The organism is Rhizobium sp. YAF28, assembly GCF_052113285.1.
Classification (GTDB): Bacteria; Pseudomonadota; Alphaproteobacteria; order Rhizobiales; family Rhizobiaceae; genus Rhizobium.
The window spans coordinates 135,125-161,172 of sequence record NZ_JBFRCX010000007.1 but is presented as its reverse complement, the minus strand read 5'-3'; the positions used below and the strand labels follow the sequence as shown (position 1 = coordinate 161,172).

26 protein-coding genes are annotated in these 26,048 nt (G+C 60.4%); 14 read left to right on the top strand and 12 right to left on the bottom strand.

Annotated features, from left to right (window positions below):
* Both ggt and AB4Z13_RS17715 read right to left on the bottom strand, forming a co-directional pair.
* A complete protein-coding gene (gene ggt, locus AB4Z13_RS17720; protein ID WP_113320904.1) occupies positions 1 to 1,743 on the bottom strand; it encodes a gamma-glutamyltransferase in 1,743 nt (580 codons plus the stop codon).
* Positions 1,744 to 1,805: 62 nt separating this feature from the next.
* A complete protein-coding gene (locus AB4Z13_RS17715; protein WP_442206393.1) occupies positions 1,806 to 2,660 on the bottom strand; it encodes a helix-turn-helix transcriptional regulator in 855 nt (284 codons plus the stop codon).
* 114 nt (positions 2,661 to 2,774) lie between these two features.
* Here AB4Z13_RS17715 and AB4Z13_RS17710 point away from each other — a divergent pair, with 114 nt between their 5' ends.
* Positions 2,775 to 3,491, top strand: coding sequence for an SDR family oxidoreductase (locus AB4Z13_RS17710; protein ID WP_442206392.1), 717 nt, complete (start codon positions 2,775 to 2,777; stop codon positions 3,489 to 3,491).
* A gap of 4 nt (positions 3,492 to 3,495) precedes the next feature.
* Here AB4Z13_RS17710 and AB4Z13_RS17705 read toward each other — a convergent pair whose 3' ends face one another.
* Complete coding sequence (locus AB4Z13_RS17705; protein WP_439016525.1) at positions 3,496 to 3,861, bottom strand: winged helix-turn-helix transcriptional regulator; 366 nt, start codon at positions 3,859 to 3,861, stop codon at positions 3,496 to 3,498.
* A 106-nt stretch (positions 3,862 to 3,967) separates the two neighbouring features.
* Between AB4Z13_RS17705 and AB4Z13_RS17700 the strand changes: the two genes are divergently transcribed.
* Both AB4Z13_RS17700 and AB4Z13_RS17695 read left to right on the top strand, forming a co-directional pair.
* Positions 3,968 to 4,297 carry a nuclear transport factor 2 family protein gene (locus AB4Z13_RS17700; RefSeq protein WP_439016524.1) on the top strand — a complete coding sequence of 110 codons (330 nt, stop codon included), beginning with the start codon at positions 3,968 to 3,970 and terminating at the stop codon, positions 4,295 to 4,297.
* On the top strand, positions 4,294 to 5,097 hold the full coding sequence (locus AB4Z13_RS17695; RefSeq protein WP_442206391.1) for an SDR family oxidoreductase: 804 nt from the start codon (positions 4,294 to 4,296) through the stop codon (positions 5,095 to 5,097). The genes AB4Z13_RS17700 and AB4Z13_RS17695 overlap by 4 nt, the downstream gene beginning before the upstream one ends.
* On the opposite strand, the gene AB4Z13_RS17690 is transcribed toward AB4Z13_RS17695, so the two are convergent.
* The 6 genes from AB4Z13_RS17690 to AB4Z13_RS17665 all read right to left on the bottom strand — a co-directional run bounded on the left by AB4Z13_RS17690 (position 5,049) and on the right by AB4Z13_RS17665 (position 8,975).
* Complete coding sequence (locus tag AB4Z13_RS17690) at positions 5,049 to 6,098, bottom strand: alpha/beta fold hydrolase (RefSeq protein ID WP_442206390.1); 1,050 nt, start codon at positions 6,096 to 6,098, stop codon at positions 5,049 to 5,051. The two genes, AB4Z13_RS17695 and AB4Z13_RS17690, sit on opposite strands and share 49 nt — an antisense overlap.
* Before the next feature lie 78 nt (positions 6,099 to 6,176).
* Positions 6,177 to 6,794: a hypothetical protein gene (locus tag AB4Z13_RS17685; RefSeq protein WP_442206389.1), complete on the bottom strand. Its 618-nt coding sequence runs from the start codon at positions 6,792 to 6,794 to the stop codon at positions 6,177 to 6,179.
* Positions 6,795 to 6,893: 99 nt separating this feature from the next.
* Positions 6,894 to 7,019, bottom strand: coding sequence for a type B 50S ribosomal protein L36 (ykgO, locus tag AB4Z13_RS17680; protein WP_007826467.1), 126 nt, complete (start codon positions 7,017 to 7,019; stop codon positions 6,894 to 6,896).
* A gap of 177 nt (positions 7,020 to 7,196) precedes the next feature.
* Positions 7,197 to 8,264: a 5-(carboxyamino)imidazole ribonucleotide synthase gene (locus tag AB4Z13_RS17675; RefSeq protein ID WP_442206487.1), complete on the bottom strand. Its 1,068-nt coding sequence runs from the start codon at positions 8,262 to 8,264 to the stop codon at positions 7,197 to 7,199.
* Complete coding sequence (gene purE, locus AB4Z13_RS17670; RefSeq protein ID WP_162728560.1) at positions 8,261 to 8,755, bottom strand: 5-(carboxyamino)imidazole ribonucleotide mutase; 495 nt, start codon at positions 8,753 to 8,755, stop codon at positions 8,261 to 8,263. The genes AB4Z13_RS17675 and purE overlap by 4 nt, the downstream gene beginning before the upstream one ends.
* Before the next feature lie 16 nt (positions 8,756 to 8,771).
* Positions 8,772 to 8,975 carry a YdcH family protein gene (locus AB4Z13_RS17665; protein WP_007826473.1) on the bottom strand — a complete coding sequence of 68 codons (204 nt, stop codon included), beginning with the start codon at positions 8,973 to 8,975 and terminating at the stop codon, positions 8,772 to 8,774.
* A gap of 230 nt (positions 8,976 to 9,205) precedes the next feature.
* On the opposite strand from AB4Z13_RS17665, the gene AB4Z13_RS17660 reads away from it, so the two are divergent.
* Positions 9,206 to 9,379: a YdcH family protein gene (locus AB4Z13_RS17660; protein ID WP_007826474.1), complete on the top strand. Its 174-nt coding sequence runs from the start codon at positions 9,206 to 9,208 to the stop codon at positions 9,377 to 9,379.
* A gap of 154 nt (positions 9,380 to 9,533) precedes the next feature.
* Here the strand turns inward: AB4Z13_RS17660 and AB4Z13_RS17655 are convergent, their stop codons facing one another.
* Both AB4Z13_RS17655 and AB4Z13_RS17650 read right to left on the bottom strand, forming a co-directional pair.
* On the bottom strand, positions 9,534 to 9,794 hold the full coding sequence (locus AB4Z13_RS17655; RefSeq protein WP_025669780.1) for an ArsR/SmtB family transcription factor: 261 nt from the start codon (positions 9,792 to 9,794) through the stop codon (positions 9,534 to 9,536).
* Between the two features lie 65 nt (positions 9,795 to 9,859).
* Entirely contained in the window at positions 9,860 to 10,624 is a 765-nt protein-coding gene (locus AB4Z13_RS17650) for a sulfite exporter TauE/SafE family protein (protein ID WP_442206388.1), read from the bottom strand.
* A 108-nt stretch (positions 10,625 to 10,732) separates the two neighbouring features.
* On the opposite strand from AB4Z13_RS17650, the gene AB4Z13_RS17645 reads away from it, so the two are divergent.
* Together AB4Z13_RS17645 and AB4Z13_RS17640 are read left to right on the top strand one after the other, a co-directional pair.
* Complete coding sequence (locus tag AB4Z13_RS17645; RefSeq protein WP_113320896.1) at positions 10,733 to 11,386, top strand: thiamine phosphate synthase; 654 nt, start codon at positions 10,733 to 10,735, stop codon at positions 11,384 to 11,386.
* Between the two features lie 10 nt (positions 11,387 to 11,396).
* Positions 11,397 to 12,476, top strand: a complete 1,080-nt coding sequence (locus tag AB4Z13_RS17640; protein ID WP_113320895.1) for a tetratricopeptide repeat protein — start codon at positions 11,397 to 11,399, stop codon at positions 12,474 to 12,476.
* Positions 12,477 to 12,488: 12 nt separating this feature from the next.
* Here AB4Z13_RS17640 and AB4Z13_RS17635 read toward each other — a convergent pair whose 3' ends face one another.
* On the bottom strand, positions 12,489 to 14,234 hold the full coding sequence (locus tag AB4Z13_RS17635; protein ID WP_113320894.1) for a chemotaxis protein: 1,746 nt from the start codon (positions 14,232 to 14,234) through the stop codon (positions 12,489 to 12,491).
* Between the two features lie 343 nt (positions 14,235 to 14,577).
* Between AB4Z13_RS17635 and AB4Z13_RS17630 the strand changes: the two genes are divergently transcribed.
* The 8 genes from AB4Z13_RS17630 (at position 14,578) to AB4Z13_RS17595 (ending at position 25,999) form a co-directional block, all read left to right on the top strand.
* A complete protein-coding gene (locus tag AB4Z13_RS17630) occupies positions 14,578 to 14,907 on the top strand; it encodes an STAS domain-containing protein (protein ID WP_113320973.1) in 330 nt (109 codons plus the stop codon).
* Positions 14,904 to 15,272, top strand: a complete 369-nt coding sequence (locus AB4Z13_RS17625; protein WP_112544064.1) for a response regulator — start codon at positions 14,904 to 14,906, stop codon at positions 15,270 to 15,272. Before AB4Z13_RS17630 ends, AB4Z13_RS17625 begins: the two co-directional genes overlap by 4 nt.
* Complete coding sequence (locus AB4Z13_RS17620; RefSeq protein WP_442206387.1) at positions 15,269 to 17,332, top strand: chemotaxis protein CheA; 2,064 nt, start codon at positions 15,269 to 15,271, stop codon at positions 17,330 to 17,332. Before AB4Z13_RS17625 ends, AB4Z13_RS17620 begins: the two co-directional genes overlap by 4 nt.
* Positions 17,329 to 17,838 carry a chemotaxis protein CheW gene (locus AB4Z13_RS17615; RefSeq protein WP_113320892.1) on the top strand — a complete coding sequence of 170 codons (510 nt, stop codon included), beginning with the start codon at positions 17,329 to 17,331 and terminating at the stop codon, positions 17,836 to 17,838. The genes AB4Z13_RS17620 and AB4Z13_RS17615 overlap by 4 nt, the downstream gene beginning before the upstream one ends.
* Before the next feature lie 30 nt (positions 17,839 to 17,868).
* A complete protein-coding gene (locus AB4Z13_RS17610; RefSeq protein ID WP_113320891.1) occupies positions 17,869 to 19,581 on the top strand; it encodes a methyl-accepting chemotaxis protein in 1,713 nt (570 codons plus the stop codon).
* Positions 19,582 to 19,806: 225 nt separating this feature from the next.
* Complete coding sequence (locus tag AB4Z13_RS17605; RefSeq protein WP_442206386.1) at positions 19,807 to 21,744, top strand: HAMP domain-containing methyl-accepting chemotaxis protein; 1,938 nt, start codon at positions 19,807 to 19,809, stop codon at positions 21,742 to 21,744.
* Between the two features lie 200 nt (positions 21,745 to 21,944).
* Complete coding sequence (locus tag AB4Z13_RS17600) at positions 21,945 to 24,008, top strand: HAMP domain-containing methyl-accepting chemotaxis protein (RefSeq protein ID WP_442206385.1); 2,064 nt, start codon at positions 21,945 to 21,947, stop codon at positions 24,006 to 24,008.
* Positions 24,009 to 24,178: 170 nt separating this feature from the next.
* A complete protein-coding gene (locus tag AB4Z13_RS17595) occupies positions 24,179 to 25,999 on the top strand; it encodes a methyl-accepting chemotaxis protein (protein WP_113320888.1) in 1,821 nt (606 codons plus the stop codon).
* The last annotated feature ends 49 nt before the right edge of the window (positions 26,000 to 26,048 follow it).

Here is a 26,048-nt window from a genome sequence, read left to right as displayed (position 1 = left end):
TCAATAACCGTTGGCTGAGCCTTCGGTCGCGCGGTTGTCCATTGCGCCGTTGTAGCGGGCGCCGCCGCCCTTCTGGATGGCTGCAAGGCTCTTGCCACCGACGAGAATACCGGCGGCCTGCCCCCAGACCGGTGCATCATTTCCGCCATCAAGCTTGTAGCCCATTGCGGCGAGCGCCTTTTCGGTATCCGGCGAGAGCGCAAAAGGCTCCAGGTAGACGGTGTCCGGCTGCCACTGATGATGGACGCGCGGTGCGTTGACCGCCTGGCTGATGTTCATGCCGAAATCGACGACGTTGAGGATTGCTTCCAGGGTGATCGTAATGATGCGCGAACCGCCGGGGCTGCCGATCACCATGAAGGGCTTGCCATCCTTGGTGACGATCGTCGGACTCATGGAAGAAAGCGGCGTCTTCTTCGGCGCGATGGCATTGGCCTCGCCCTGTACGAGGCCATAGAGGTTCGGCACGCCGGGCTTGGAGGTGAAGTCGTCCATCTCGTTGTTGAGCAGCACGCCGGTGCCGGGTGCAACGACGCCAGCGCCGAAGGAGCCGTTCAGCGTATAGGTCACGGCGACTGCATTGCCCTCGTCGTCGATGATCGAATAATGGGTCGTCTCGGTGCTTTCCTTGCCGCCCAGCGGCTTCAGATTGGCCGAAGTGCCGGCCCTGTACGGATCGATCTTGGCACGAATTGACGCCGCATAACTTCTGTCCAGCAGTTTGGAGACGGGATTGTCGATGAAGTCAGGGTCGCCGAGTGCGGCGTTGCGGTCCACATAGGCATAACGCATGGCCTCGACCATGATGTGAACGGTTTCTGCCGATCCGTAGCCGAGATAAGAAAGCGGATAGCCTTCGAGGACGTTCAAGATCTCGCAGATGATGACGCCGCCGGAGGAGGGCGGCGGCGAGGAAATGATGTCATAGCCGCGGTAATTGCACTCGATCGGCTTCAGTTCCCGCACCTTGTACTGCTCGAAATCCTCCTTGGCGAGAATGCCGCCCTTGGCCTGGCTGGCATTGACGATTGCCTCGGCAGGCGCACCTTTGTAGAAGGCATCGGGGCCTTTTTCGGAGATGGATTGCAGGACAGCCGCAAGATCCGGCTGCACCAGCTTTTCGCCCGACGCATAGGGGCTGCCACCGGCCTTCAGGAAGATTTTGGCGGCCTCTTCATCCTTGGCGAGCCGTTTGGCGCTGGTCGCGAAAGTGGCTGCATCGCCCTGCTCGAGCGTAAAGCCTTCCTTCGCATATTTTAAAGCTGGGGCGATCAGTTCTTCACGCTTCCTGGTACCGTATTTCTCGCGGGCTGTCTCAAAGCCCATGACCGAACCCGGTGTGCCGACGGCGAGATAACCGTCGAGACTGGCGCGTGGGACAATGTCGCCTTTAGCATCGAGATACATGGTCTTGGTTGCCGCAAGCGGTGCGCGTTCGCGGAAATCAAGGAAGGTTGTTTTTCCATCCTTCATCCGGATCGTCATGAACCCACCGCCGCCAAGATTACCGGCTGTCGGATAGACAACGGCCAGCGCGTAGCCCACCGCGACCGCGGCATCGACGGCATTACCGCCACTCTTCAAGACATCGACGCCGACATCGGTTGCCAGATGCTGGGCGGTGACGACCATGCCATGCTCAGCTTCGACAGGTGCCGGCGAGGCGGCAAAAGCCGGCAACGGCGCAAGGCAAAGCGAAATGGCGGCGAGAATGGCGGCGGAGTGTCTGGGAAGGCGATCCATGAATTTCCCCTCAAAGGACGGCGATGGGAAAGATATGGCGTCGCTTCTGCGGCAGACAATGATCAGGCAAGAAGCTCGGCGAGTTTCCTGTTCGTGTCGTGTTCGTCGAGAGGCGTGTAGACGATCAGCTTCATATCCGGCTGGCTCATCAGCGTAAGGCCGGTATGTTCGAAAGACATCAGGCCCTTGACCGGATGGTTCAGGCGCTTCACGCCGGTGAGCGGAGCCACAACCTCATGGCGCGTCCACCAGGCGCGGAATTCCGGGCTTGTCTGCTTGAGCAGGGCGATGAGGCGCTCGAAATCCGGGTCGCCGGCATAGCGGGCGCTGTCGGCGCGGAACATGGCGAGCGAGACGCGGGCGACGGCCTCCCAGTCGACCAGCAGGCTGCGATGGAGATCATCGGCAAACAGCCGGTGCATGGTGTTGCGCTCGTCCGGCCCCAGCCGGTCATACCCGCCGAAGAGCAGATCGGCGGCACGGTTCCAGGCCAGCACGTCCCAGCGGCGACCCAGCACATAGGCCGGCTGCTGAGTCAGATTATCCAGCATCCGGCGCAGCGGCTCATCGACCACTTCCGCCGCTGACGAAAGCGGCTGCGGCGACTGGCGGCTGTTTAGGGTGAAGAGATGCAGGCGTTCGGCCTCATCAAGACGAAGCGCATCCGAGAGCGCATTCAGCACCTGCGGGGAGGGGCGGATGTCGCGCCCCTGTTCCAGCCAGGTGTACCAGGTGGTGCCGACACCGGCGATCATGGCGAGCTCTTCGCGCCTGAGCCCCGGCGTGCGGCGGCGAAAACCGTCGGGCAGGCCGACATCGGCCGGGCGGAGGCGCTCACGGCGCGAGCGCAGGAAGGCCGCGAATTCGCGACGGCGGGCTTCGAACGTGTCCAGCTTCTGATCCATCGCAACGATCATATCAGTATCGATACCAGGATAAAATCAGGCCTATTTGCGATTTTGGGACTCCGCAAGATGAGAGCGCACCCGGCAACGAAAGCCGGAAGTTCGATCATCCAAAGGAGTATTCTCATGTCATTGCAGCACGCAGTCGTTATCGGCGGCTCTTCCGGTATCGGCCTCGCCTCGGCGAGACTGCTTCTGGAACAAGGGTTTCGGGTCACCATCGCTGCACGGGACGAGGCGAAGCTCAAGGCATCGGCTGATCATCTTTCCGGCGAGATCGGAATGATCGCCATCGATGCCCGAGATCCCGTCGTGGTGAAGCAGGCCTTCGAAAGTCTCGGATCCTTCGATCATCTCGTGCTGGCGCTGGGCAGCGGCCATGGCGCCGGTCCCTTCGCGACGCTTGACATGGCCGACCTGGTTGCCGGCTTCCAGACGAAGCTCATCCCGCATGCGGCGACGGCGCAGGCGGCTCTGCCGTTCCTGCGGCCAGACGGCAGCATTACTTTCGTGTCCGCCGTTAGTGCGCAGGCCGCGATGCCGGGAACTGCAGGCCTTGCCGCCATCAATGCGGGGATCGAGGCGATGGTGCGGGTGCTTGCTGCCGAGTTGAAGCCACTGCGCGTGAATGGCGTTTCGCCTGGTGTGATCGATACGCCGTGGTGGGATTTCCTGCCAGCCGAACAGCGTCAGGCAGTGTTCCAGGATTTTGCCGGGCGCACGCCGGTCGGTCGCATCGGCCAGCCCGATGATGTCGCCAAGGCCGTCGCTTTCCTGGTCTCGAACGGCTTCGTGAGCGGTCACGTCCTGACCTGCGATGGTGGCATTCACCTCGCGGCTTGAACGCTCAGACAGTACCGTCGACGGCTTCCTCGGGTGCGAAAACCATGCCGGTCAGGTCCTTGTCCCTCAGGGTCGCCCATTTCAGCAGGGCGTCCAAAGCGGGGCAAAGGGCCTGACCCCAATCCGTCAGGCGATATTCCACCTTGGGCGGCACCTGATGATGGACGATGCGCAGCACGATACCGTCGTTTTCCATCTGGCGGAGCTGCTGGATCAGCATCTTTTGCGAGATGGCGGGAATGGCGCGTTCGAGATCGGAAAAGCGCAGCACCTTGCCGCCGAAGAGGTGGAAAAGAATGATGAGCTTCCATCGCCCTTCCAGAATCTTCAGCACGTTTTCGACGCCGGTCGCTGCGGAATAGGGTGTCATCGCAGTACCTTACTTTCAGGTAAGTACCTGACTTTTTTGTAGGTTCTTGTCATCTGGTAAGCCTATGCCCATTCTTTTCGCGAAGCAACCGAAGAGGAGTTTCCGAATGAGTATCGAGCTTCCGAAACCGCTGGCCGCCTATTACGCCGCCAAGAATCAGAAGGATATCGACGGCATGCTTGCCTGCTTTGCGGCAGATGCCAGCGTGCGCGATGAGGGCGACGACAGGCGCGGTCATGTCGACATCCGCGAATGGATGGAGGAGACGACGCGCAAATATGGTGTGACGGTCGATGCCAGGGAGATTTCCGGCGACGCAGACAAGCCGGTTGTGGCTGCGCTGGTCTCCGGGAATTTTCCGGGTAGCCCTGTCACACTATACTATCACTTCACGCTTGCCGGCGGCATAATCACGCATCTGGAGATCAGTGCATGACTGTCGTATCGGCATTTTCGTTCGATCCGAACGAGTTCATCGGCAAGCGTGTTCTTGTCACAGGCGGCACGAAGGGCATGGGTGAAGCGATCGTGCGGCGACTTTCCGCAGCCGGCGCACGGGTCGCGACGACCGCACGTTCGCCGCTGCCCGAGGGGCAGGTGCCGGCGCTCTTCATTCAGGCAGATATCGGCACGGCGGAAGGCGTGAATAGCGTCGCGTCGAGGGTGCTGGAGGTCTTCGGCGGTCTCGATGTTCTCGTCAACAATGTCGGCGGTTCATCGGCACCAAGCGGCGGTTTTGCTGCGCTGACGGATGCGCATTGGCAGGCGGATATCAATGCCAATCTGCTCGCGCCGGTGCGGCTCGACAGGGCATTCCTGCCCGGCATGATCGAGCGCGGCCACGGCGTCATCATCCATATTTCCTCGATCCAGAGGCGGCTGCCGCTATATGAAGCCACACTCGCCTATGCGGCGGCCAAGGCAGGATTGTCGAATTACAGCAAGGGATTGTCGAAAGAGGTCGGGCCGAAGGGCGTTCGGGTGAATACGATCGCGCCGGGTTTCATCGAGACCACGGCTGCCACCGCCCTGATCCGGCGCATCGCTGATGAGGCGGGCACCGATGAAGATGGTGGCCGCAGGCTGCTGATGGAATCGCTGGGCGGCATACCGATCGGCCGGCCGGGCCGCCCGGAAGAGGTGGCGGAGCTCGTGGCGTTCCTGGCCTCGCCCCGCGCCGCCTCCATTCATGGCGCGGAATATACGATCGACGGCGGTACCGTTCCAACCGTCTGATTGATGGAAGAGCCGGCAAGCCGCTCTTCCGCCTTGCGGGCAATCGCCGCAAGGTCACGCGCCTTGCCGGCAATCTTCTCCATGGCGGCAATGGCGACGTCGGTTGCAAGATAGTCAGGCTTGTGGCCGACGCCCCTGACCATGATAAGTTCCGCCCCCTTGATATCCCGCGCCAATCCACGCGAATGCAGATGCTCCCAGACGATCTCGTCCTTGTCACCGGTGATGATGACGGTTGGCGCTGAGATTTCGGAATAGTGTGGCGCGTTGGCCGTCAGATATTCATGGAGCCGTTTGAAGTCGCTGGCGTTGTTGTAAAAGGCGCGCGGCCGCAGCACCAGCGACGGACCAGTCTTGGCGACGTAATCGAGGGGTCGCGGATTGGGATGAAAGACGTTCAGCGTCCCGCGTTCCAACCGCTGCAGGCCGAGGGGCACGACGACCGCATGATTGAAGAGCCAGCCGACAAGCGGTGTTGTCGCGACATGATAATACCAGTCGATGCCGCCTGGCCATGGATGGGAGGCCGGCGCGAGGAACAGCAGGCCGGCTGTCTTGTCGGGATGGTGGACACCGAAGGCCGCGGCGATTGCGCCGCCGAAGGAATGGCCGATGATAACAGCCTTTTCGATGCCGCGCTTTTCCATCAGCTTGGCAATGGCATCGGCCTGGCCTGAGGGCAGCGCGTTTTCCGGCCCGCCACGTTCCGAGTAGCCGTGACCGGGTCGATCGACGAAGAGCATCTCGGCGCGGCCCTCCAGTGGTTCGCGGAAGGCGCCGGTCTGGTCTAGCAAATTGCCGCTTGCTCCATGAATGAAGACCAGCGGCGGAAGATCGGCAGTGTCTGGGCGCGGAACATGCACGGCATTCAAGCTATAGCCGCCGATATCAGTCAGTTCGCCGATATTGGGATAGGCGTGTTCGAACTGGCGGGCCTTGTAGGAGGAATAGCCGATGGCGGCGGCGATGGGGGCGAGGAGGGCAGAGATTTCGGCAAGCATGGCACTAACCGCACAGTGACGATATCATTGAGCTAAGATTGTGCGCCTTCCTACGCCGTCAAGTGCGCGCCGGATCTGTCAGGTGCGGCTGCCGGCAAGCTTTTCCGAGAGCGTGCTGACCTGCTCCTGCGCGGTGCGATCGGCGGGGTAGACATCCAGAACGCGCTCCCAGGCCTTGAGGGTGATCTGGTCATTGCCCGTGGTGGCGAGGATAGCCGCCATGCCTGACAGGGCGCCGAAATGGCGGGGCTCGATCTTCAACACCTGTTCGATATCGGCCATCGATTTGCGATAGTTGCCGAGCACGAAGTTCAGCGTTGCACGACGGTTCCAGCTTTCGGCATAGGTGGGTTTCAGGGCGATGGCTTCATCGAGAAAATCGAGCGCTGCCGGATTGCGCTTTTCCTCGATCGCCTTGTCGGCCCATTGCATCAGGAGATTGATCGTCGCGCTGTCGGAATCGTTCCATTCCATGCGGATCTGATTGGCGATGCTGCTTGCCTTGTCGGGGTCGCGCTCACGCTTCAGCTGCCCATAGAGCTGGTCGAGCCGTTGCTTGGGAGACGAATCGGAATCGGCCGGCTGTTCGACGATAACGTCCTTCTGCTGAGCCATAGCGGGAAGAGCAGGAGCGAACAGGGTGAGGGCAAGCGGCAGAGCCGCTGAGGTCAAGGCAAAAAAGCGCATGGCGGACATATTAGCCCGCCATCGCTGAAGATCAAACAAATTTGGCGTGATCACCGAAGCGACCAACCGATATGCCCGCCTGAGGGCAGGCAAACCGGATACGCGCAATCAGCCCTGACGAGCCTTGTAGCGCGGGTTCTGCTTGTTGATGATGTAGATGCGGCCCTTGCGGCGAACGAGACGGTTGTCACGATGACGCGCCTTGAGCGACTTGAGCGAATTCTTGATCTTCATTTTTCTGATCCGCGATGTTTCTGGGGGAATTCACATTCGCCCGTGTCTTTTAACAATCAAAAGCGCGCCGGCTGGGCGCGCTCTTTAGGTGGGGGAGCAGATAACCCGACCTCCGCCTTGTGTCAACCACGTGAAGGCTTTTTTCCGTGGGTTTCAGGTGCCGGCCGGGCAAACGGCTCAGCAGGCTTTGCCCGTCAGCGTCGTCACGTGGCCCATCTTCCGGCCGACGCGCGCCTCGGTCTTGCCGTAGAGGTGCACCAGCGTGTCGTCACGCTTCAGCCAGTCCGGAACGGCAAGGATATCGTCACCGATCAGGTTCTGCATCACGCAATCGGAATGGCGGCGCGGATTGCCGAGCGGCAGGCCGGCGACGGCGCGGATATGCTGCTCGAATTGCGAGACGATGCAGGCGGCTTCCGTCCAGTGGCCGGAATTGTGTACGCGCGGCGCCATCTCGTTGGCGATCAGGCTGCCATCGGCCAGCACGAAGAACTCAATGCCGATGACGCCGACATAATCGAGCGCGGTGAGAATCTGTTCGGCAGCCTTGCGCGCCGCATCGGCGGTGGCGGCGGAGATTGTCGCCGGAATTGTCGACGTATGCAGGATGCCGTTGCGGTGCACGTTTTCGGCCGGGTCGAAACAGAGCACAGTGCCGTCGGTGGCGCGGGCGGCGATGATCGAGACCTCGCGTTCGAAGGCGACGAAGCTTTCGAGGATGAGCGGCACCGAGCCAAGTTCCGCATAGGCGCCCTCAGCACTGTCGGCTGCTGACCGGAAGACCTTCTGGCCCTTGCCGTCATAACCGAGGCGGCGGGTCTTGAGTACGCCCTGGCTGCCGAAATCCGCTAGCGCCGAATCGAGATCGGCCTGACTGTCGATGGCATGGAAACGAGCCGTCGGGATGCCGCAACCATTGATGAAGCGCTTTTCGACGAGCCGGTCCTGCGCAGCTTCCAATGCCCTCGGCGGGGGATAGACGGGCACTCTCTTTGCCAGCATTTCGGCAGCGGCGACGGGCACGTTCTCGAATTCGTAGGTTACGACATCGCAGAGCCCAGCCAGTTCGGCGAGCGCTGATGGGTCATCATAGGCGGCGACGATCTGCTGGTTGGCGAGCTGAGCGGCAGGGCTGTCGGCCTGCGGCTCCAATATGATTGTGCGGAAGTTCAGCCGGGCTGCGGCCATGCCAAGCATGCGGCCGAGCTGGCCGCCGCCGATGATGCCTATTGTCCTGACCATCAGAGATCGTCCATCGGATATTCGGCGACGGAGGCGCTCTGGCGCTCGCGCCATTCGTCGAGGCGCTCTGCGATTTCCTCGTCCGAGAGGGCAAGGACTGCCGCAGCAAGAAGTGCTGCATTGATCGCGCCGGCCTTGCCGATGGCAAGCGTGCCGACGGGGATGCCGCCCGGCATCTGAACGATGGACAGCAGGCTGTCCTGGCCGGACATTGTCTTTGACTGCACGGGCACGCCGAAGACCGGCAGCGGCGTCATTGCCGCCGTCATGCCCGGAAGGTGCGCCGCGCCGCCTGCGCCTGCGATGATGATCTTGAAGCCTTCGGCACGTGCGCCCTTGGCGAAGGTTACGAGCCGGTCGGGTGTGCGATGAGCCGAGATAATGCGCGCATCATACTCGATTTCCAGCGCCTCCAGCGTATCGGCAGCATTCTTCATGGTTTCCCAGTCGGACTGGCTGCCCATGATAATGGCGACTGGTGGTCTGTCTGTCATCGTCACAATCGTTCCTTCAGGCGATGATATCAGGGATGATCTGGTCTTCTAATTTGGAGAGCTTGTCCTTGATGACCAGCTTCTTCTTCTTCATGCGCTGGATGCGCAGGGCATCGCAGCCCGTCTCAATCATGGCGTTGATCGCGGCGTCGTAATCCTCGTGCTCCTGGCGCAGACGCGCCACCATGAGCCTGATTTCCGCCTGTTCCTGATCGGCCATTTATATTCCCCATAGTCGTCTTCGGACCTTGTCCGGTCTGCCGATAATTTCCGCAAGCTCCTATCACCAAATAGAGGTAACGGGAAGTTAGTGTTGATCATGAATTTGCCGCTTAGTCTCCATCTTTTGGCCTTCGACAAGCCTTTAAAAATGTGTCACAGTCCGCTGGTTGACACCTTGGATCTCCAGCAATGGATGGCTGGGGAAGGGTAAGAGGAAGGAAGGGTCAAATGACTGTTCAAGCTCATCTTGAATCGCTCCAGAAAAAGCATGTCGCTCTCGAGGAGGAGTTGCATGCCCTGAGAACATCTCCCTCTATTTCCGATACTGAACTTGCCGAATGCAAGCGCCGTAAGCTGCGCATCAAGGACGAGATCGAGCGTCTCAAGTCATCCGTCCATTGATCTTTCCAGGCTATCGCCGGACATCTGTCTTGTGAAAGAAAAGGTAAATTCCCCAATTTTCTAGACCATCAAGCAAGACCCGGTGAATAACCGAAATCAAGCGCCAGTCCCTTGCATGCGGCATCGGGCTGGCGTTTTTACGATGAGGGGCGCCCTAGGCCCAGAACTGATCCAGCCAGAGATTGAGCTTGTCGAAGCCACGGTTATTGACCGTGTAAATGCGCTTCGTTCCTTCCGAGGTCACGGAAACGAGGTTGCTTTCGAGCAGCGCTTTCAGGTGTTGCGACACGGCAGGACGACTGATCGGTAGGCCCTCGGCAAGCTCATTGACCGTCTTCGGCGCGCGCCGCAATTCCTCCAGCAAGAACCGCCGGTTCGGATCGGCAATCGCAGCGAAGGGGTCCGTGTTCGACATCACAAAAAGCTACGTCAAACAGGCTCTTGCAGCAAGGAAATTGTGCATCGCAACGGAACACAACCCTATTCGAGCAAGCCTTCGCGCAGGATCAGGAAAGCAGCGATCAGCGCCATGACATACATGAAGGGGTAGAATATCTGCGGCTTCATGCGCCGCACACACCATGCACCGGCAATCGTTGCCAGCGGGGCGAAGGGCAAGAGCGTGGCAGAGGCCAGAAGGTTGCGGGTGTCGAGCTGGCCGAGCGCAAAATACGGAACGAGCTTTACAGCGTTCAGAATGGCGAAGAAGCGCACGCTGGTGCCGGTGAATTCGCGTGGCGGCAGCTTGAGCGGCAGGGCGTAGATCTGGAAAGGCGCGCCGCCGGCATGGGCAACGAAGCTGCCGTAACCGGAAAACGTGCCCCAAAGGCTTGCCAGCACCGGGCGCTGAGGTCGTGGCGGGATGACTATACCTTTGCCGGGGCCGAAATTGTTCCAGAAATAACGCAGACAGAAGGCAACGGTGACGGCGCCGATGAGAATGCGCAGCATGCTGCCCGGCACGAGAGCAGAGGTGGCCCAGCCGAAAGCAATGCCGAGAAGGGCGCCCGGCAGCATGATCTTCAGCGTCGTCCAGTCGCCGTGCTGGCGCCAGATGACCAGCGATATCATGTCCATGAAGACGAGGATGGGGAGCAGGATCGCGGCGGCTTCGACGGGTGCTACGACGAGGGCGAGAAAGGGAAGGCCGATCAGCGACAAAGCGTCGCCCATCCCGCCTTTGGCAAGCCCGACAAGAATGACAGCCGGGATTGCGGCGTAGTAGAATGACAGATCTTGCGGCATGCTTTTGAAGTTCCTCCCCTTGCAAGCCCCCTCTATCGGAATTACTCACTCAAAACGAGTGCGGATCCGCCATAGAGCAGGAAAAACCGCCGCAGATGGAAAGACTTCATGACCGAACCGGAAAACCGCTGCCGCCTTGTTCTCGTTGTGCCTGATATCGCCGATGCCGATGAAAGGGCGAAGATCGTTGCCGATGCGTTGAAGGGCGGCGATGTTGCGTCCGTTATCCTGCCGCAATACGGTCTCGATGACGGCAGCTTCCAGAGACACGCTGAAAAGCTCGTGCCCGTCATTCAGGATGCTGGTGCCGCGGCGCTGATCGCAGGCGACAGCCGCGTTGTCGGCCGTTCGAAGGCCGATGGCCTGCACATTGCCGGACCGGCAAGCGAGATTGCCGACGCGATCGATCGTTATGCGGACAAGCTGATCGTCGGCGGCGGCAATGCCGCCGACCGGCATACAGCGCTCGCAGTCGGCGAGGAACGGCCCGACTATATCTTCTTCGGCAAGCTCGACGGCGACATCAAGCCGGAGGCGCATCCGAAGAACCTGGCGCTTGCCGAGTGGTGGGCGTCGATGATCGAAATCCCGTGCATCGTCATGGGCGGCACTGATCCGGCTTCCGCGCTTGCCGTTGCGGAGACTGGGGCCGAGTTTGTGGCGATGCGCATGGGCGTGTTTGCCGAGCCGGCTCAGGCGCCCTCGATCGTGGCTCAGATCAATGCCTTGCTTGACGAAAAAGCGCCACGGTTTGAGGATTGATATCGCGCCTATGCCGATCCCCGCCCGCTTTTCGAGATGCGCTCTCCTTTGTATGACCGTCTTGCTGGCGGTCCGGCCGGAATTTGCGCCGGCGCAGGCAAATGAGGCGACTACCGAGCCCTCGGCGACACCCAGCCAGACATTCCGTACCGACCGAGCGCAGCCGCAGGGTATTGTGCCGTCTGATGGTGTCGGGGTTTTCGATCGCATGGGCGCGAAGCTGCCCGACCTGCCACCTGAAAAGGAATATAAGGGTCAAATCGACGAGGCGTTCGGCGCCTATCAGCGTGGCTATTATCTGACCGCTATGGACAAGGCGCTGCCACGGGCGCAACTCGGCGATCCAGCGGCCCAGACCCTGATCGCCGAAATCCTGTCGCAGGGCCTCGGCGTTAAGCGGGACATGAAGAACGCCGCCTTCTGGTACGGCAAGGCGGCGGAGGGCGGCGATCCGACTGCCATGTTCAAATATGCGTTGCTCCTCATGGAGGGCAATAACGTCACGCGCGACAAGGCGAAGGCCGACGAATATATGCGCAAGGCGGCCGATGCCGGAAATTCATCCGCAGAATTCAATTGGGCGCAGACGCTCGTTGCCGACAATCCCGGCGACAAGGGATTGAAACTTGCCCTGCCTTATTATGAAAAGGCGGGGGAGCAGGGCATCGCAGACGCGCAATATGCGGTAGCGCAGATCTATCAGCAGGTACCAGACCTGCCCGAAGACAAGAAGCAGCTGGCCCGCGAGTGGATGGCGCGCGCGGCGCGAGCGGGCTTCGATACGGCCCAACTCGACATGGGTATCTGGCTGGTCAACGGCGTCGGCGGGCCGAAGGATTACGTGCGCGGCTTCGAATGGCTGAAGATTGCCGCCAATAGGGGCAATGTCGCTGCACAAAACAAGCTCGCGCATCTCTACATCAATGCGATCGGTACGGCGCCAGATCCGGTCGAGGCTGCCAAATGGTATGTCCTGTCGCGGCGGGCAGGGTTGAGCGACCCGTCGCTCGAGGATTTCTATCTCGGCATCGAGGACGACCAGCAGAAGGCGGCGATTGAAGCGGCGAACAAGTTCCGCCGCATCAACTAACCCGCGGTCTTTCTAGAAAAGGGCGTCCTCGAACAGATCCTCGTCGCTCTGGGCCTTGGCGGGCTCAGCAGGAGCCGCTGCGGTTGTTTCCTCGGTGGCGGGAATGATGTCGCGATGGACATTTCGTTCCTGTACCATGGTGTAGAGCTTGAAGATCCTGCGGTCGAGCGGGGCGATTGCTTCGGCAATGTCGGAAATATCGGCGATCTGGTCGCCGGCCACGGTTTCCAGCACGTCGGCGCAGCGGGCGAGCACGTCGCCGAGATCATGCTGGAAATCGAGCTTGCCGATCAGCAGGTTGATCTTGGTCGCGACCTCGCGGCCATGTTCGGCAAGTACCTTGAGCTCGTCTTCCATGAGGTTGGCAGCAGCGCGGATCGTGCCGACGGCCGAGGTGAGGCTTTCGGCAAGGCCTCCATTCTTGGTGCCGGCAGCAGGGGCGACACGTCCGGCCGAAGCCTCGAGCGCCGGCAGGCCATTGACGATGGCATCGGCTGAATCATCGAGCTTGCCGGCAAAGATGCGCAACTCGGCGGTAACGACGTTGATCGACTTGCCTTCTTCACCGAGACGGCTGCAGCGCAGGTTGGTATTCAGCGCCATATAGTGGATATCAGTCTTGACCGCGCGGATCGCCTCGATGGACTGCAGAAGCGTTGCGGCCGTGCCGAGCGTCGACTGACTGACCTGGTCGGCTTGACGGCTTGCCGTATCGACCTGCTTGACGATCTCGTGGGCAGCAGAGACGCTTGATTCCAGCGCACGCATGAAATTGCCGCCGCTGCCGTCGCTCTGACCGCTCATCTGGTCGCGCAACCTCAGAATTTGTTGCGTATCCTGGCTGAAGCTCGCGATGGTCTTTACGACATTGCGGGAATCCCGTTGGAAGTCGGTGCACATGTCTGCCATCTGCGCGGCCGTCAGGTGGTGAATGACGTTCTGCAGCCGCTTGTGCGCATCGCCATCAAGCTTGGCGCCGTCTTCGCTCGCGAAGAAATCCTCCAGCAGCGAAAAGGTGTTCTGCACATGCTCGATGCGCTGACGGGTGATATCACCGATCTGCAGCGCCGAAAGCGTAGATGCGACCTTGCCCTGTACGCCGCGAGCGATGGCGCCTACGTCTCGGGCGATGGCGCCGAGGTTCTGGCGGTGATCGGCAATCTTCTTTGCGTCGTCCTTAAGCGCCCTGGCGACGGCAGGAACCGTGTCGGCATAGCTTTTGGAGAGACTGTTGCCAAAGGAGAGGGCGAGCTTAACCTCCTTCTGCAGGCTGTCGAGATGGGTGGCGAAGCGATTGACTTCGTCCGTCCCCGAATAGATGCGCTCGAGGATTTCCTGGGCGAAGCCCGCGAATTCGGCGAGGCCTGCACCCGTTATCTTTACCGTGACCGCGAAGGTGCGCAAATAGCGCATCGTTTCCTGCATATCCGCGACATGCCGGTGCAGTTCCGAGCCGGTCTGGGCAAGTGCCGCCAGAGCCTGCTGGCGGTTTTCCTCAGCGCCAGGAAGTTCGATCAGATTCTGGACGGTCGCATTGAGATCGGCGCTGGTGTCACTCGCCTCATTGTTGTCCAGCGCCTTGGTGATCTGATCCAGTGACGTCAACAGACGATTGAGGACATCCATCACGGACAGCAGGACGGTGCCACCTTCGAGGAAGCGTTCCTCGACCTGGGCGCGGGCCGATTCCAGGGTGCGGCTGATATCCGAACCTGATGCGTAGTGCGCAGTCTGTGCTGATGCCGTCGCGTTTGCCACTTTTGTACCTTTACTTATAAACACAGGCAATTTGACTCTATTTTTACGGGCAGGATGGAAACGGCAGGTAAACGCCACAGACTCGTAAACGTTGTGATTAACAACCTATGAAGGCATTCGGCAAGAATTGATAGGTTCTGCGGCGGGTCCAGCTTATCTATCTGTTTTTTCATGGTATTTTACCATATGAGAAAGCTTCAGTATAAGTTATCCTGGATGATAATTCAGGGAGTCCAGACTCGCGGTAATTGCACTTTCCTACAACCGCCGTTTACGCACTGTTAAGCCTGTCATGAGAGTCCTTTTATGGTCGTTAAGTATTTCTCCGACCATGGAGGCTGCATTGGATACTCAGGCACAATATTGTGAATCTATATCCCTTCCGGAAGTTCTGAGCATTCGTAATGCTTCGGAAGTATATTCGAATATTATTGATCGATTTCGCGGCAATAATAATATTACTCTAAGTCTTCCCGAAAACACGCAAGCGGATCTGAGTTTTCTTCAGCTCATCGAAGCCGCCCGCCGTCAGGCAAAGGCCGAAGGCAAGACTTTTACCCTTTCGGCTCCGGCCAGCGGTCCGCTTCTCAAGGTCCTTGAGCGGGCCGGATTTACCGAGGCCTTCGATGAAGAAGACAAGAAGTTCTGGTTGCATAAAGAGGTGACGTTATGAGCGCAAACATCCTGACCGTCGACGATTCCGCCAGCATCCGCCTGACTACCAAGGTCACGCTGACCAATGCCGGCTACACGGTCACCGAAGCCGTCAATGGCGCCGAGGGTCTGGCAACAGCCAAGAGCGGCAATTTCGACCTGATCGTCACCGACCTCAATATGCCTGTCATGGACGGGCTGACGATGATCGAAGAATTGCGGAAGCTGCCCGCTCAGGCCGGCGTGCCGATCATCTTCCTGACGACGGAATCCGATGCGGACCTCAAGGCCCGCGCCAAGGCCGCCGGTGCCACTGGCTGGCTCACCAAGCCGTTCGATCCGGAAAATCTCGTTAAGATCGTGAAGAAGGTTCTTGGCAGATGAGCTCGCTTGATCCAGTCGCAGTATTCCGTACCGAAGCGGCCGAATGCCTCGAGGCGATCGAAGCCGGCCTTCTCGACCTCAACCACGACCTCGAAAACAAGGACCTCGTCGACGCCGTGTTCCGCGGCCTTCATACGTTGAAGGGCTCGGGTGCGATGTTCGGCTTCGAGGCGCTTGCCGCTTTCACCCATCATTGCGAAACGGCCTTCGACCGTGTCCGCAAGGGTGAGGTTCCGGCAACCGCCGAGCTCGTCGCCGCCGTTCTTGCCGCGCAGGATCATATGCGCGCCCTCGTCGAACAGCCCGATGCCGATCACGGCGATACCGGCCACAAGCTGCTTGCCCAGCTCCAGGCCGCCGTCGGCGGCAAGGCCGAAGTCAAGGAGGCTGTCGCGCTTGCCGCTGCAGCCCCTGCCGTCGCCGCTCCCACCAAGAAGAAAACGACCTGGCGCATCCGTTTCAGCCTGCCGGCAAATTCCATGGCCAACGGCACCAACCCGCTCGGCCTTCTGGATGAACTGCGCGATCTCGGCGAATGCACAGTCCGTGCAAACACATCAGGCATTCCGCCGCTCGATAATCTGGTCCCGACTGAGCTTTACGTTTCCTGGGACGTCATTCTGACAAGCGAACAGGACCGTTCGGCCATCGACGACGTGTTCATCTTCGTCATGGATGACATGGAGCTCGACGTTCAGGAAATCTCCGGCCCGCAAGCCGCACCGGCCGAGACAAAGACGGACGTCGCTCCTGCTCCGGACGTTCCGGTTGCCGCAGCACCTGTCGCACCGGTGCCCGCCTCTGCTCCAGAATTCCGCCCGGTCGAGGCGGTTCCGGTGAAGCGTGAAACGCCAGCGCCTGTTCAGGCGGCAGCCCAGGCAAAGGCACAGGAAAACGTCCGCGTTCCGGCAGAGCGGCTCGACGAGCTGATGGACCGTGTCGGCGAACTCGTCATTGCCCAGTCGCGCCTCAGCCAGCTGGCAAGCTCCAGTTCGGATATTGCCCTACGCTCGGTTTCGGAAGAAATCGAACGTCTCTCCGGTGAGCTGCGCGACACGATGATGGTGCTGCGCATGGTGCCGGTCGGAACGCTCTTCTCGCGCTTCCGTCGCCTCGTACACGATCTCGCCCGCGAAACCGGCAAGGTCATCGAACTCGTCACCGAGGGCGAAACGACCGAAGTCGACAAGACCGTCATCGAGCGTCTTGCCGATCCGCTTGTCCATCTGGTCCGCAATTCGATCGACCATGGCCTCGAGCCGCCAGCCGAACGCCTTGGCGCAGGCAAGACGGAAGCCGGTACCGTGACGCTGTCCGCCCACCAGTCCGGCGGCGAAGTCATCATCTCGATCAAGGATGACGGCCGCGGCATCAACCGCGAGCGGGTTCGCGCCAAGGCGGAATCTTCGGGCCTGATTGCGCCCGGCCAGCCGCTTTCCGATCAGGAACTGCTGCAGCTCATTTTCGCGCCGGGCTTCTCCACTGCTGCAACGATCACCAATCTCTCCGGTCGGGGCGTTGGCATGGACGTCGTCAAGAAGACAGTCGAGGCGCTGCGTGGCGCGATCGAGATCGTCAGCCTGCCGGGGCAGGGCTCGGAAGTCTCTCTCCGCATCCCGCTGACGCTCGCCATCATCGATGGCCTGCTCGTTCGTGTCGGTTCCGGCCGTTACGTCATCCCGCTCTCGGCGGTCGAGGAATGCCTCGAACTGTCGCTGGAAGAAGACCTCCGCTCGCGTGGGCGCAGCTTCATCTCGCTGCGCGACAGCCTGGTGCCGTTCCTGAGGCTTCGCGATCTCTTCCGCACCGGCACCAAGCCGGACGTGCATCAGAAGGTGGTCGTCATCTCGACGGGCACCGAACGTGTCGGCCTCGTGGTCGATCAGATTATCGGCGACCACCAGACGGTCATCAAGTCGATGTCGAAATTGCACAACGACGTGGCGACCTTCTCTGGCGCCACCATTCTCGGCGACGGCAGCGTCGCCCTCATTCTTGACGTCGGGCATCTCGTTGCCGCGGGTCAGCAACAGGAGGCGCAATTGCGCGTGGCAGGATGAGCACAGCAGCAACAGCCGAAAAATTCGACAAGCACTGGAATTACGCCGACGAAATCGAAGTTCTGACCTTCGATCTCAATGGCGAAACCTTCGCGCTGGAAGCGGTCATAGTCCAGGAGATCCTGGATCTGCTTCCCGAGACTGCGGTGCCGGGCAGCCAGCCCTTCGTCGCCAGCGTCATCAACTTCCGCGGCAAGGTCATTCCGCTTGCCGATCTTCGTCTCGCCTTTGGGATGGAAGCTTCGGAAGCGACGATCGATAGCCGCATCATCGTCATCGAGGTCGATCTGCAGGGGGAGCAGACTCTCGTCGGAATGCGTACCGACAAGGTGAACGAGGTGACGACCTTGACGAAAGGCGCCAGCGAACCGCCGCCAAGCGTGGGTATGCGCTGGCGCGCAGATTACATCAACTGCCTGGTCAAGAGGGGGGGCGAGTTCATCATCCTTCCGAATTTGCAGGCGATTTTCTCATCGAGGCATGAGACGGCGGGGGCCGTCAACTAGCCGGGGGCCAATCATTGAGGGGTTAAGACGATGCGATTGACGATCAAGACCAAACTGGTGAGCGCGTTCACCTTCATCATTTTTATGCTGATAGGCACCGCTGCCTACGGTATCTTCAGCCTCGGTTCGCTGAACGATACGATCGGCAATCTTCTTGCAGGCCCCGCCGCGCGCCTGGACCTGGCGCAACAGATCAATATCGCCCAGCTCGAAGCCATCCGCCAGCAGAAGAACCTTCTGACAGCACGCAATGACGACGATGCTTCCGGTGCAATCGAAAAGGGCAACCAGGCCCGCAAGGACTTCGCCGATGCATTCGCTGCCGTGACGAAGCTTGCGACCGAGGAAGGCAAAGCGCGTTGGGAACGCGTTGCCGAACTCTCCAAGACATTCAATGACGCCGACGACCAGATCCGCGATTTCATCAAGGGCGGCAATACGGATGGTGCCAACACTGTCTCGGTCACGACGGCTCGCCAGGCAGCCAACGCGATCGACTCCACACTCGATGAAATTCTGGCGCTAGAAAAAAAGCGCATGCAGGATGCGGATGACAACGCCGAGCAGCAGTACGGCACGACGCGCACGATGATGATCGCGGTTGCCGCGACAGCGTTGCTGATTGCTGTCCTCACTGCCTTCTGGATTGCGAATACCATCAGCAAGGGTCTCAGCCGTGCCAACACCGTTGTCCGCGAAGTTGCCGAAGGCGACCTGACGAAGATGGCCGAAATCACCACGCATGACGAAATCGGCGAACTGCTCGGCAACGTCAATATCATGATCGAACGCCTTCGCGGTGTCGTCGCCGATGCCCTGTCTGCCGCCGACAACGTTTCTTCGGGCAGCCAGGAACTGTCGGCCAGCTCCGAGCAGGTTTCGCAGGGTGCGACCGAACAGGCGGCTTCCGCTGAAGAGGCCTCTGCTTCGATGGAGCAGATGGCTGCCAACATCAAGCAGAACGCCGACAACGCCGCTCAGACCGAGAAGATCGCCCGCCAGTCCGCCAAGGACGCGGAAGCTTCCGGCGATGCCGTCAACCGCGCCGTCGATGCAATGCGCACGATTGCCGAGAAGATCGGCATCGTTCAGGAGATTGCCCGCCAGACCGACCTGCTCGCCCTGAACGCCGCCGTAGAAGCCGCTCGTGCTGGCGAACACGGAAAAGGCTTTGCGGTCGTCGCCTCGGAAGTGCGCAAGCTCGCGGAACGCAGCCAATCGGCAGCCGCGGAGATCTCCTCCATGTCGAGCGACACGGTCAAGGCCGCCCGCGATGCCGGCGAAATGCTCGGCCGCCTGGTTCCTGACATCCGCAAGACTGCCGAACTGGTCTCCGAGATCAGCGCCGCCTGCCGCGAGCAGGATATCGGCGCTTCGCAGATCAACGAAGCGATCCAGCAGCTCGACAAGGTGACGCAGCAGAATGCCGGTGCTTCGGAAGAAATGTCGGCTACTTCGGAGGAACTTGCTGCTCAGGCCGAGGAACTGCAGGCTTCAATCGCCTTCTTCAAGGTCGATACGGCAGGCGCGACCCGTGCTGGCGTACGGAAGATCGCTGCAAAGACGGCTGCCAAGGTGGTCAAGGCTCCGGCCGCTGCCCCACGCAAGCCAGCTCCGGCTACGCAGAACCACAATCACGGCCACACCGTCGCTTCCCAGCAGGCACGTGCCAAGGGCTTTGCTCTGGATATGTCGATGGGCGGCCCCGACGCCGGTGACGACGATTTCCGCGAAAGCGCTTAAGCGGCTTCGCAGTCAACCGAAACTCTCCGCGGCCGCTTCGGCGGCCTCGGACCGAAATATCCCGCAACGTGTGTATGCGTTAGCGTCGTGATCACTAGATGTCCGACTGCTGGGAAGTGAATCACTCGCTGTCCCCCTTTTTTGGCTCTTCATTGGTTTTACTTACTGGCGATCTGCTCACGGGCCGCCTTGCGAGACAGTATTTTCCGCTTTCAGGGGATAGAGATGCGTTTCACCATTAAAATGAAGCTAGGTATTGCTTTTGGTCTCGTAATATTACTGGCGCTTGGGATGGCAGGTCTTGCCATTTCCAATCTTTATTCACTCAATGCCGCCATCAGCGATATCGTTGCTGGTCCTGCCAAGAACCTTTTGAATTCGGGCGGGCTTTCTGATGCGGTCGCCGCATCGATCCGCGCCGAGAAGAATGCCGTTATGAACACGGATCCGGCTGCCATCACCGGATATCGGGACACGGTCGCGCAGGAACGGAAGACTATCGACGACCGGCTGGCCGAGCTCGACAAGGAGACCAATCCGGCAGTCGTCAGCAAGCTTGCAGAATTCCGTTCGGTCTATCCGAACTGGACACGGATGCAGGACCAGATCCTTGATCTGGCGACCCAGAACACTGCTGAAAGCAACGCGCATGCCGCTCAGATTTCCATGGGCGAAGGTGCCAAGATCACCGATAATCTCCTGAAGATCCTGGGTGAACTCAACAATCATATCGTTGAAGATCTTCACGCCACCGATGTAGCGACGAATGTCCAATACGACAATTCCAGCAGTGCCCTGATCGGCATGGCGGTGGTGCTGTTCGTTTTCTCGACGGCCATCGCGGTCTGGATCGCTTTCGGTATCAACCGTGGCCTGAAGAAGGTTGCCTTCATCGCGGAAGCCGTCTCGAAAGGCGATCTCGAGCAGAAGGTCGAGATCAAGACCAATGATGAGATCAAGGATCTGATCGACACGGTCAACATCATGACCGCCAACTTGCGCAGCACTGCGGCCCTTGCCGACAAGATCGCCATGGGGGACCTCTCGATCGACGCAAAGCCGCTGTCGGACAAGGATGCTCTCGGCATCGCCATGCAGAGCATGGTGACCAACCTGCGCACAACTGCCGAAGTGGCCAACCAGATCTCGAACGGCGACCTGACCGTTTCACCGAAGCCGCTTTCGGAAAAGGATGTGCTCGGCACTGCGCTCGAGCAGATGGTCGAGCGCCTGCGCGGCGTCGTTGCCGATGCGATTTCGGCTGCCGAGAACGTCTCTGCGGGCAGCCAGGAACTCTCGGCAAGCTCCGAGCAGGTTTCTCAAGGTGCGACGGAGCAGGCCGCCTCCGCCGAAGAGGCTTCGGCCTCGATGGAAGAGATGGCCTCAAACATCAAGCAGAACGCCGACAATGCCGCCCAGACCGAGAAGATCGCCCGCCAGTCGGCCAAGGATGCGGAAGCCAGCGGCGAAGCCGTCTCCCGCGCCGTCGACGCCATGCGCACGATCGCGCAGAAGATCGGCATCGTCCAGGAGATCGCCCGCCAGACCGACCTTCTCGCGCTGAATGCCGCCGTCGAAGCGGCGCGTGCCGGTGAGCACGGCAAGGGTTTTGCGGTCGTCGCCTCGGAAGTGCGCAAGCTTGCCGAACGCAGCCAATCGGCCGCCGCTGAAATCAGCGCCATGTCCGGTGATACGGTGAAAGCCGCCCAGGAGGCGGGCGATATGCTCGGCCGCCTGGTGCCGGACATCCGCAAGACGGCGGAGCTGGTTTCCGAGATCAGCTCGGCGTGCCGCGAGCAGGATATCGGGGCTGCCCAGATCAACGAGGCGATCCAGCAGCTCGACAAGGTGACGCAGCAGAATGCCGGTGCCTCCGAGCAGATGTCCGCAACCTCGGAAGAGCTCGCCTCCCAGGCCGAGGAACTGCAGACGTCGATCGCCTTCTTCAAGGTGGACATGGCCGGCAACCGCCAGTCCCGCGTGCTGGCCGCCAAGGTCACGGTCCGCAGCCCGGCTCCGGCAGCAATCCGTAAGCCTGCCGGCAAGAAGACCACTGCCGCCAATACGGTTGCCGCCCAGCAGGCACGCGCCAAGGGCTTTGCCCTGGATATGTCGATGGGCGGCCCGGACGCCGGCGACGATGATTTCCGCGAAAGCGCCTGAGCGCTTTCTCGCTCCAATACCGTCAGGGACCAGGCTTATGGCCCCTGACCACAAGCATTCGGTGCCCAGGAACGCCGGACGCAAGATCGCAATTTCTTCGATAACTGTCTTCGCCTCCGGAATGTTTTTGCTGCGTGACGCCGCGCCCAGGAAACCACCGGTCCACACTTATTCCGTCGCTTTCAAATAGGGGTATTGCGATGCGTATCACGATCAAGCTCAAGCTCGCAGCCGCGTTCGGCTTTGTCATATTGTTGCTAGTGGGTAGTGCAGTCTTTGGAATTATCAGCCTCAGCTCGCTGAACGATGCCGTCGGCAACCTGATCGCAGGTCCTTCAAAAAGACTGGAGCTGGCGCTGGAAGCCAAAGCTGCCGAACTCGATGCCATCCGGTGGCAGAAGAACGCCCTTTTGGAAATGGATCCTGAAGCAGCCAAGAAACACTTCCAAAACTCGGCAAAGAGCATGGATGAAATGCTCACATTCGCGACAGGCGGCCAGCAGCTTGCAACGGCTGACGGCAAGCCGACGTGGGATAGGCTGGTCGAGCTGAGCAAACGTTTCGTGGAAGGTTCCAACAAAGTTGCCTTGATCCAGGAAAGTGGCGACAGGGCAGCGGCCACGGCCTATTCCGGTGGAGAGGTTCGCGCCATCGTCACGGAGCTGGAAGACGTCTTTACGGCGCTCGTCGCGCTTCAGCAGAAGTCGATGACCCAGGCCGACGACGATACGGAAATCCTCTACGGCAACACCAGAAATTTGCTGATCGGCATCGCCATCGGCGCTTCCGTCATCGCTTTTGCTGCCGCGCTCTGGATCGCGCTCGGCATCAACAGCGGCCTGCGCAAGATCATGAACGTCGCCAGCGCCGTTGCCATCGGCGATCTGAACCAGAAGGTCGAGATCAAGAGCAACGACGAGATCAAGGATCTGGTGAACACGATCAACGTCATGACGGATAATCTGCGCAATACCGCTGGCATCGCAAACGAGATTTCGAACGGTGACCTCAGCGTCACGCCGAAGCCGCTCTCCGACAAGGATACGCTCGGCATCGCCATGCTCGGCATGGTGAACAACCTGCGCGCCACCGCCGATGTTGCCAACCAGATCGCAGAAGGCGACCTCTCGGTAGAGGTCAAGCCGCTTTCGGCGAAGGATACGCTCGGCATTGCGATGCAAAGCATGGTCGCCAACCTTCGCATCACTGCCGATATTGCTACGCAGATTGCTGCCGGCGACCTGACGGTGTCTCCGAAGCCGCTTTCGGCCAAGGATACACTTGGCACTGCGCTCGAACAGATGGTGGAGCGTTTGCGCGATGTCGTCGCCGACGCAATTGCAGCCGCCGAGAATGTTTCGGCCGGCAGCCAGGAGCTTTCGGCGAGCTCGGAGCAGGTATCGCAGGGCGCGACCGAGCAGGCTTCGGCGGCCGAGGAAGCCTCCTCCTCGATGGAAGAGATGGCAGCCAACATCAAGCAGAACGCCGACAATGCCGCCCAAACGGAAAAGATCGCGCGGCAATCCGCCAAGGATGCGGAGATGAGCGGAAGTGCTGTTTCCCGCGCGGTCGAAGCCATGCGTACGATCGCCCAGAAGATCGGCATCGTTCAGGAAATTGCCCGCCAGACCGACCTTCTTGCCCTCAACGCCGCGGTGGAGGCGGCCCGTGCCGGCGAACACGGGAAGGGTTTTGCGGTCGTCGCTTCGGAAGTGCGCAAGCTTGCAGAGCGCAGCCAGTCGGCGGCAGCGGAAATCAGCGCCATGTCGAGCGATACCGTCACTGCCGCCCAGGAAGCCGGGGACATGCTCGGCCGCCTAGTGCCTGACATCAGAAAGACGGCGGAACTCGTGGCGGAGATCAGCTCTGCATGCCGCGAGCAGGATGTCGGTGCGTCGCAGATCAACGAGGCGATCCAGCAGCTCGACAAGGTAACCCAGCAGAATGCGGGTGCTTCCGAGCAGATGTCTGCAACCTCCGAAGAGCTCGCTGCCCAGGCCGAGGAACTGCAGACGTCTATCGCCTTCTTCAAGGTGGATACGGCGGGTGGCAAGGCAATCGCAACGAGTGCCCGCCAGGGCCGCGCACCGGCTGCCAAGGTGACCACACGCAGCCCGGCTCCATCCGCAGCTCGCAAGCCGGCTGTCAAGGCGGCTGCCGCCAACGGCGTTGCCGCTCAGCAAGCCCGCGCCAAGGGTTTTGCCCTGGACATGTCCATGGGTGGACCGGACACGGCGGACGATGATTTCCGGGAAAGCGCGTAAGCGCTTCCCGGCGGACAGGCATTGGGGCCGCGGCAACAGCGGCCCCGTTACGGCCGGCGCATGGAAGCGCCGGGGCACACCGGCTCGGCCGGCAACGCATGAAGCGTTTTTACGGCGGCACAATGTGTCATTTCGCGGGATATCCGCTGCAGTCCTAAAGGGGTCTTGGAATGCGCTTCACGATTAAACTCAAACTGGGCCTGGTGTTCGGTTTCATCGTTCTCCTGACCTGCGCGATGGCCGGTCTTTCGATCTACAATCTCTCGTCGCTGAATAGCGACATCTCGGTCATGGTTGCCGGTCCGGTCGCCAATCTGCGCGATTCCGGTGATCTCTCCGATGCCGTGATGCGTTCCATCCGCGCCGAAAAGGATGCGATCATCAATACCGATGCGACCAAGATCGCCGGCTATGTCGATGAGATTTCGCAGCAGCGCGAGCAGATCAAGACACTGCAGGCTCGCCTTGCCGCTTCGGAAGACCCTGACATCAGGAATGGCATGGCTCAGTTCGGCGATCTCTACGGCAAGTGGACGGCGCTGCAGGATCGTGTTGCCGACCTCGCCAAGCAGAACACCACCGAATCCAACACCCAGGCCGGCGTCATTTCGATGGGCGAAGGCCAGGCGGTGACGACCCAGCTTCTCGGCATTCTCACCAAGCTGAACGACACCGTGACCGGCAATGTCGCCGAAACCGACGCCGCTACCAACGACCAGTATGCCCAGTCGCGCAACATGCTGGTGATGATGACGATAGGTCTGATCATCATATCCTCTGCTGCTGCCATCTGGATCCTGCTCAATATCTCCCGTGGCCTCAAGCGTGCAGTCCAGCTCGCGGATGCCGTCAGCATCGGCGAGCTCGAACAGGACATCGAGCATAAGAGCAATGACGAAATCCGCGACCTGGTCAATTCCATGACGAGGATGACCGGCAACCTGCGTAACACGGCGCAGATCGCCAACCAGATCTCGAACGGCGACCTTACCGTGTCTCCGAAACCTCTGTCCGAAAAGGATACGTTGGGTATCGCTCTGGAGCAGATGGTGGAGCGTCTGCGTGGTGTCGTCGCTGATGCAATCGCCGCTGCGGAAAACGTCTCGTCCGGCAGCCAGGAACTGTCAGCCAGCTCCGAGCAGGTCTCGCAGGGCGCAACCGAACAGGCGGCTTCGGCTGAAGAGGCTTCTGCTTCGATGGAGCAGATGGCCTCAAACATCAAGCAGAATGCCGACAACGCCGCCCAGACCGAAAAGATCGCCCGCCAGTCCGCCAAGGATGCGGAGAATTCCGGCGATGCCGTCAACCGTGCGGTGGCTGCGATGCGCACGATTGCCGAGAAGATCGGCATCGTTCAGGAAATCGCCCGCCAGACCGACCTGCTCGCCCTGAATGCCGCCGTCGAAGCTGCGCGTGCCGGTGAACACGGCAAGGGCTTTGCGGTTGTCGCCTCGGAAGTGCGCAAGCTTGCAGAACGCAGCCAGTCGGCCGCCGCTGAGATCAGTGCGATGTCCGGCGATACAGTCAAGGCAGCGCAGGAAGCCGGCGACATGCTTGGTCGCCTGGTTCCTGACATCCGCAAGACTGCCGAACTGGTCTCCGAGATCAGCTCGGCGTGCCGCGAGCAGGATATTGGTGCAGCCCAGATCAACGAAGCGATCCAGCAGCTCGACAAGGTGACCCAGCAGAATGCCGGCGCTTCCGAAGAGATGTCGGCGACCTCCGAAGAGCTGGCGACCCAGGCTGAGGAACTGCAGGCCTCCATCGCCTTCTTCAAGGTGGACATGGCCGGCAACCGCCTGTCCCGCGCTCCGGCTGCCAAGGTCACGGTGCGCACGCCCGCTCCGACCGGAGGCCGCAAGCCGGTCGGCAAGAAGACCACGGCCGCCAATTCGGTCGCCGCCCAGCAGGCCCGCGCCAAGGGCTTTGCTCTCGACCTCTCCATGGGTGGCCCTGATGATGGGGATGCCGAGTTCAAGGAAAGCGCCTGAGCATCCGGGTCCTTTCAATATGTTAACAGGCGTCTCCGATAATCGGGGC

What these genes read in the sequence shown, in the direction of transcription:
- AB4Z13_RS17645 (WP_113320896.1), top strand. Translation starts at nt 10,733, where the DNA reads ATGACCGAACCGGAAAACCGCTGCCGCCTTGTTCTCGTTGTGCCTGAT.
- AB4Z13_RS17690 (WP_442206390.1), bottom strand. Translation starts at nt 6,098, where the DNA reads ATGCTTGCCGAAATCTCTGCCCTCCTCGCCCCCATCGCCGCCGCCATC.
- AB4Z13_RS17595 (WP_113320888.1), top strand. Translation starts at nt 24,179, where the DNA reads ATGCGCTTCACGATTAAACTCAAACTGGGCCTGGTGTTCGGTTTCATC.
- AB4Z13_RS17700 (WP_439016524.1), top strand. Translation starts at nt 3,968, where the DNA reads ATGAGTATCGAGCTTCCGAAACCGCTGGCCGCCTATTACGCCGCCAAG.
- AB4Z13_RS17625 (WP_112544064.1), top strand. Translation starts at nt 14,904, where the DNA reads ATGAGCGCAAACATCCTGACCGTCGACGATTCCGCCAGCATCCGCCTG.
- AB4Z13_RS17615 (WP_113320892.1), top strand. Translation starts at nt 17,329, where the DNA reads ATGAGCACAGCAGCAACAGCCGAAAAATTCGACAAGCACTGGAATTAC.
- AB4Z13_RS17660 (WP_007826474.1), top strand. Translation starts at nt 9,206, where the DNA reads ATGACTGTTCAAGCTCATCTTGAATCGCTCCAGAAAAAGCATGTCGCT.
- AB4Z13_RS17715 (WP_442206393.1), bottom strand. Translation starts at nt 2,660, where the DNA reads ATGATCGTTGCGATGGATCAGAAGCTGGACACGTTCGAAGCCCGCCGT.
- AB4Z13_RS17685 (WP_442206389.1), bottom strand. Translation starts at nt 6,794, where the DNA reads ATGTCCGCCATGCGCTTTTTTGCCTTGACCTCAGCGGCTCTGCCGCTT.
- AB4Z13_RS17665 (WP_007826473.1), bottom strand. Translation starts at nt 8,975, where the DNA reads ATGGCCGATCAGGAACAGGCGGAAATCAGGCTCATGGTGGCGCGTCTG.
- AB4Z13_RS17600 (WP_442206385.1), top strand. Translation starts at nt 21,945, where the DNA reads ATGCGTATCACGATCAAGCTCAAGCTCGCAGCCGCGTTCGGCTTTGTC.
- purE (WP_162728560.1), bottom strand. Translation starts at nt 8,755, where the DNA reads ATGACAGACAGACCACCAGTCGCCATTATCATGGGCAGCCAGTCCGAC.
- AB4Z13_RS17655 (WP_025669780.1), bottom strand. Translation starts at nt 9,794, where the DNA reads ATGTCGAACACGGACCCCTTCGCTGCGATTGCCGATCCGAACCGGCGG.
- AB4Z13_RS17640 (WP_113320895.1), top strand. Translation starts at nt 11,397, where the DNA reads ATGCCGATCCCCGCCCGCTTTTCGAGATGCGCTCTCCTTTGTATGACC.
- AB4Z13_RS17695 (WP_442206391.1), top strand. Translation starts at nt 4,294, where the DNA reads ATGACTGTCGTATCGGCATTTTCGTTCGATCCGAACGAGTTCATCGGC.
- AB4Z13_RS17705 (WP_439016525.1), bottom strand. Translation starts at nt 3,861, where the DNA reads ATGACACCCTATTCCGCAGCGACCGGCGTCGAAAACGTGCTGAAGATT.
- AB4Z13_RS17610 (WP_113320891.1), top strand. Translation starts at nt 17,869, where the DNA reads ATGCGATTGACGATCAAGACCAAACTGGTGAGCGCGTTCACCTTCATC.
- AB4Z13_RS17650 (WP_442206388.1), bottom strand. Translation starts at nt 10,624, where the DNA reads ATGCCGCAAGATCTGTCATTCTACTACGCCGCAATCCCGGCTGTCATT.
- ykgO (WP_007826467.1), bottom strand. Translation starts at nt 7,019, where the DNA reads ATGAAGATCAAGAATTCGCTCAAGTCGCTCAAGGCGCGTCATCGTGAC.
- AB4Z13_RS17620 (WP_442206387.1), top strand. Translation starts at nt 15,269, where the DNA reads ATGAGCTCGCTTGATCCAGTCGCAGTATTCCGTACCGAAGCGGCCGAA.
- ggt (WP_113320904.1), bottom strand. Translation starts at nt 1,743, where the DNA reads ATGGATCGCCTTCCCAGACACTCCGCCGCCATTCTCGCCGCCATTTCG.
- AB4Z13_RS17605 (WP_442206386.1), top strand. Translation starts at nt 19,807, where the DNA reads ATGCGTTTCACCATTAAAATGAAGCTAGGTATTGCTTTTGGTCTCGTA.
- AB4Z13_RS17710 (WP_442206392.1), top strand. Translation starts at nt 2,775, where the DNA reads ATGTCATTGCAGCACGCAGTCGTTATCGGCGGCTCTTCCGGTATCGGC.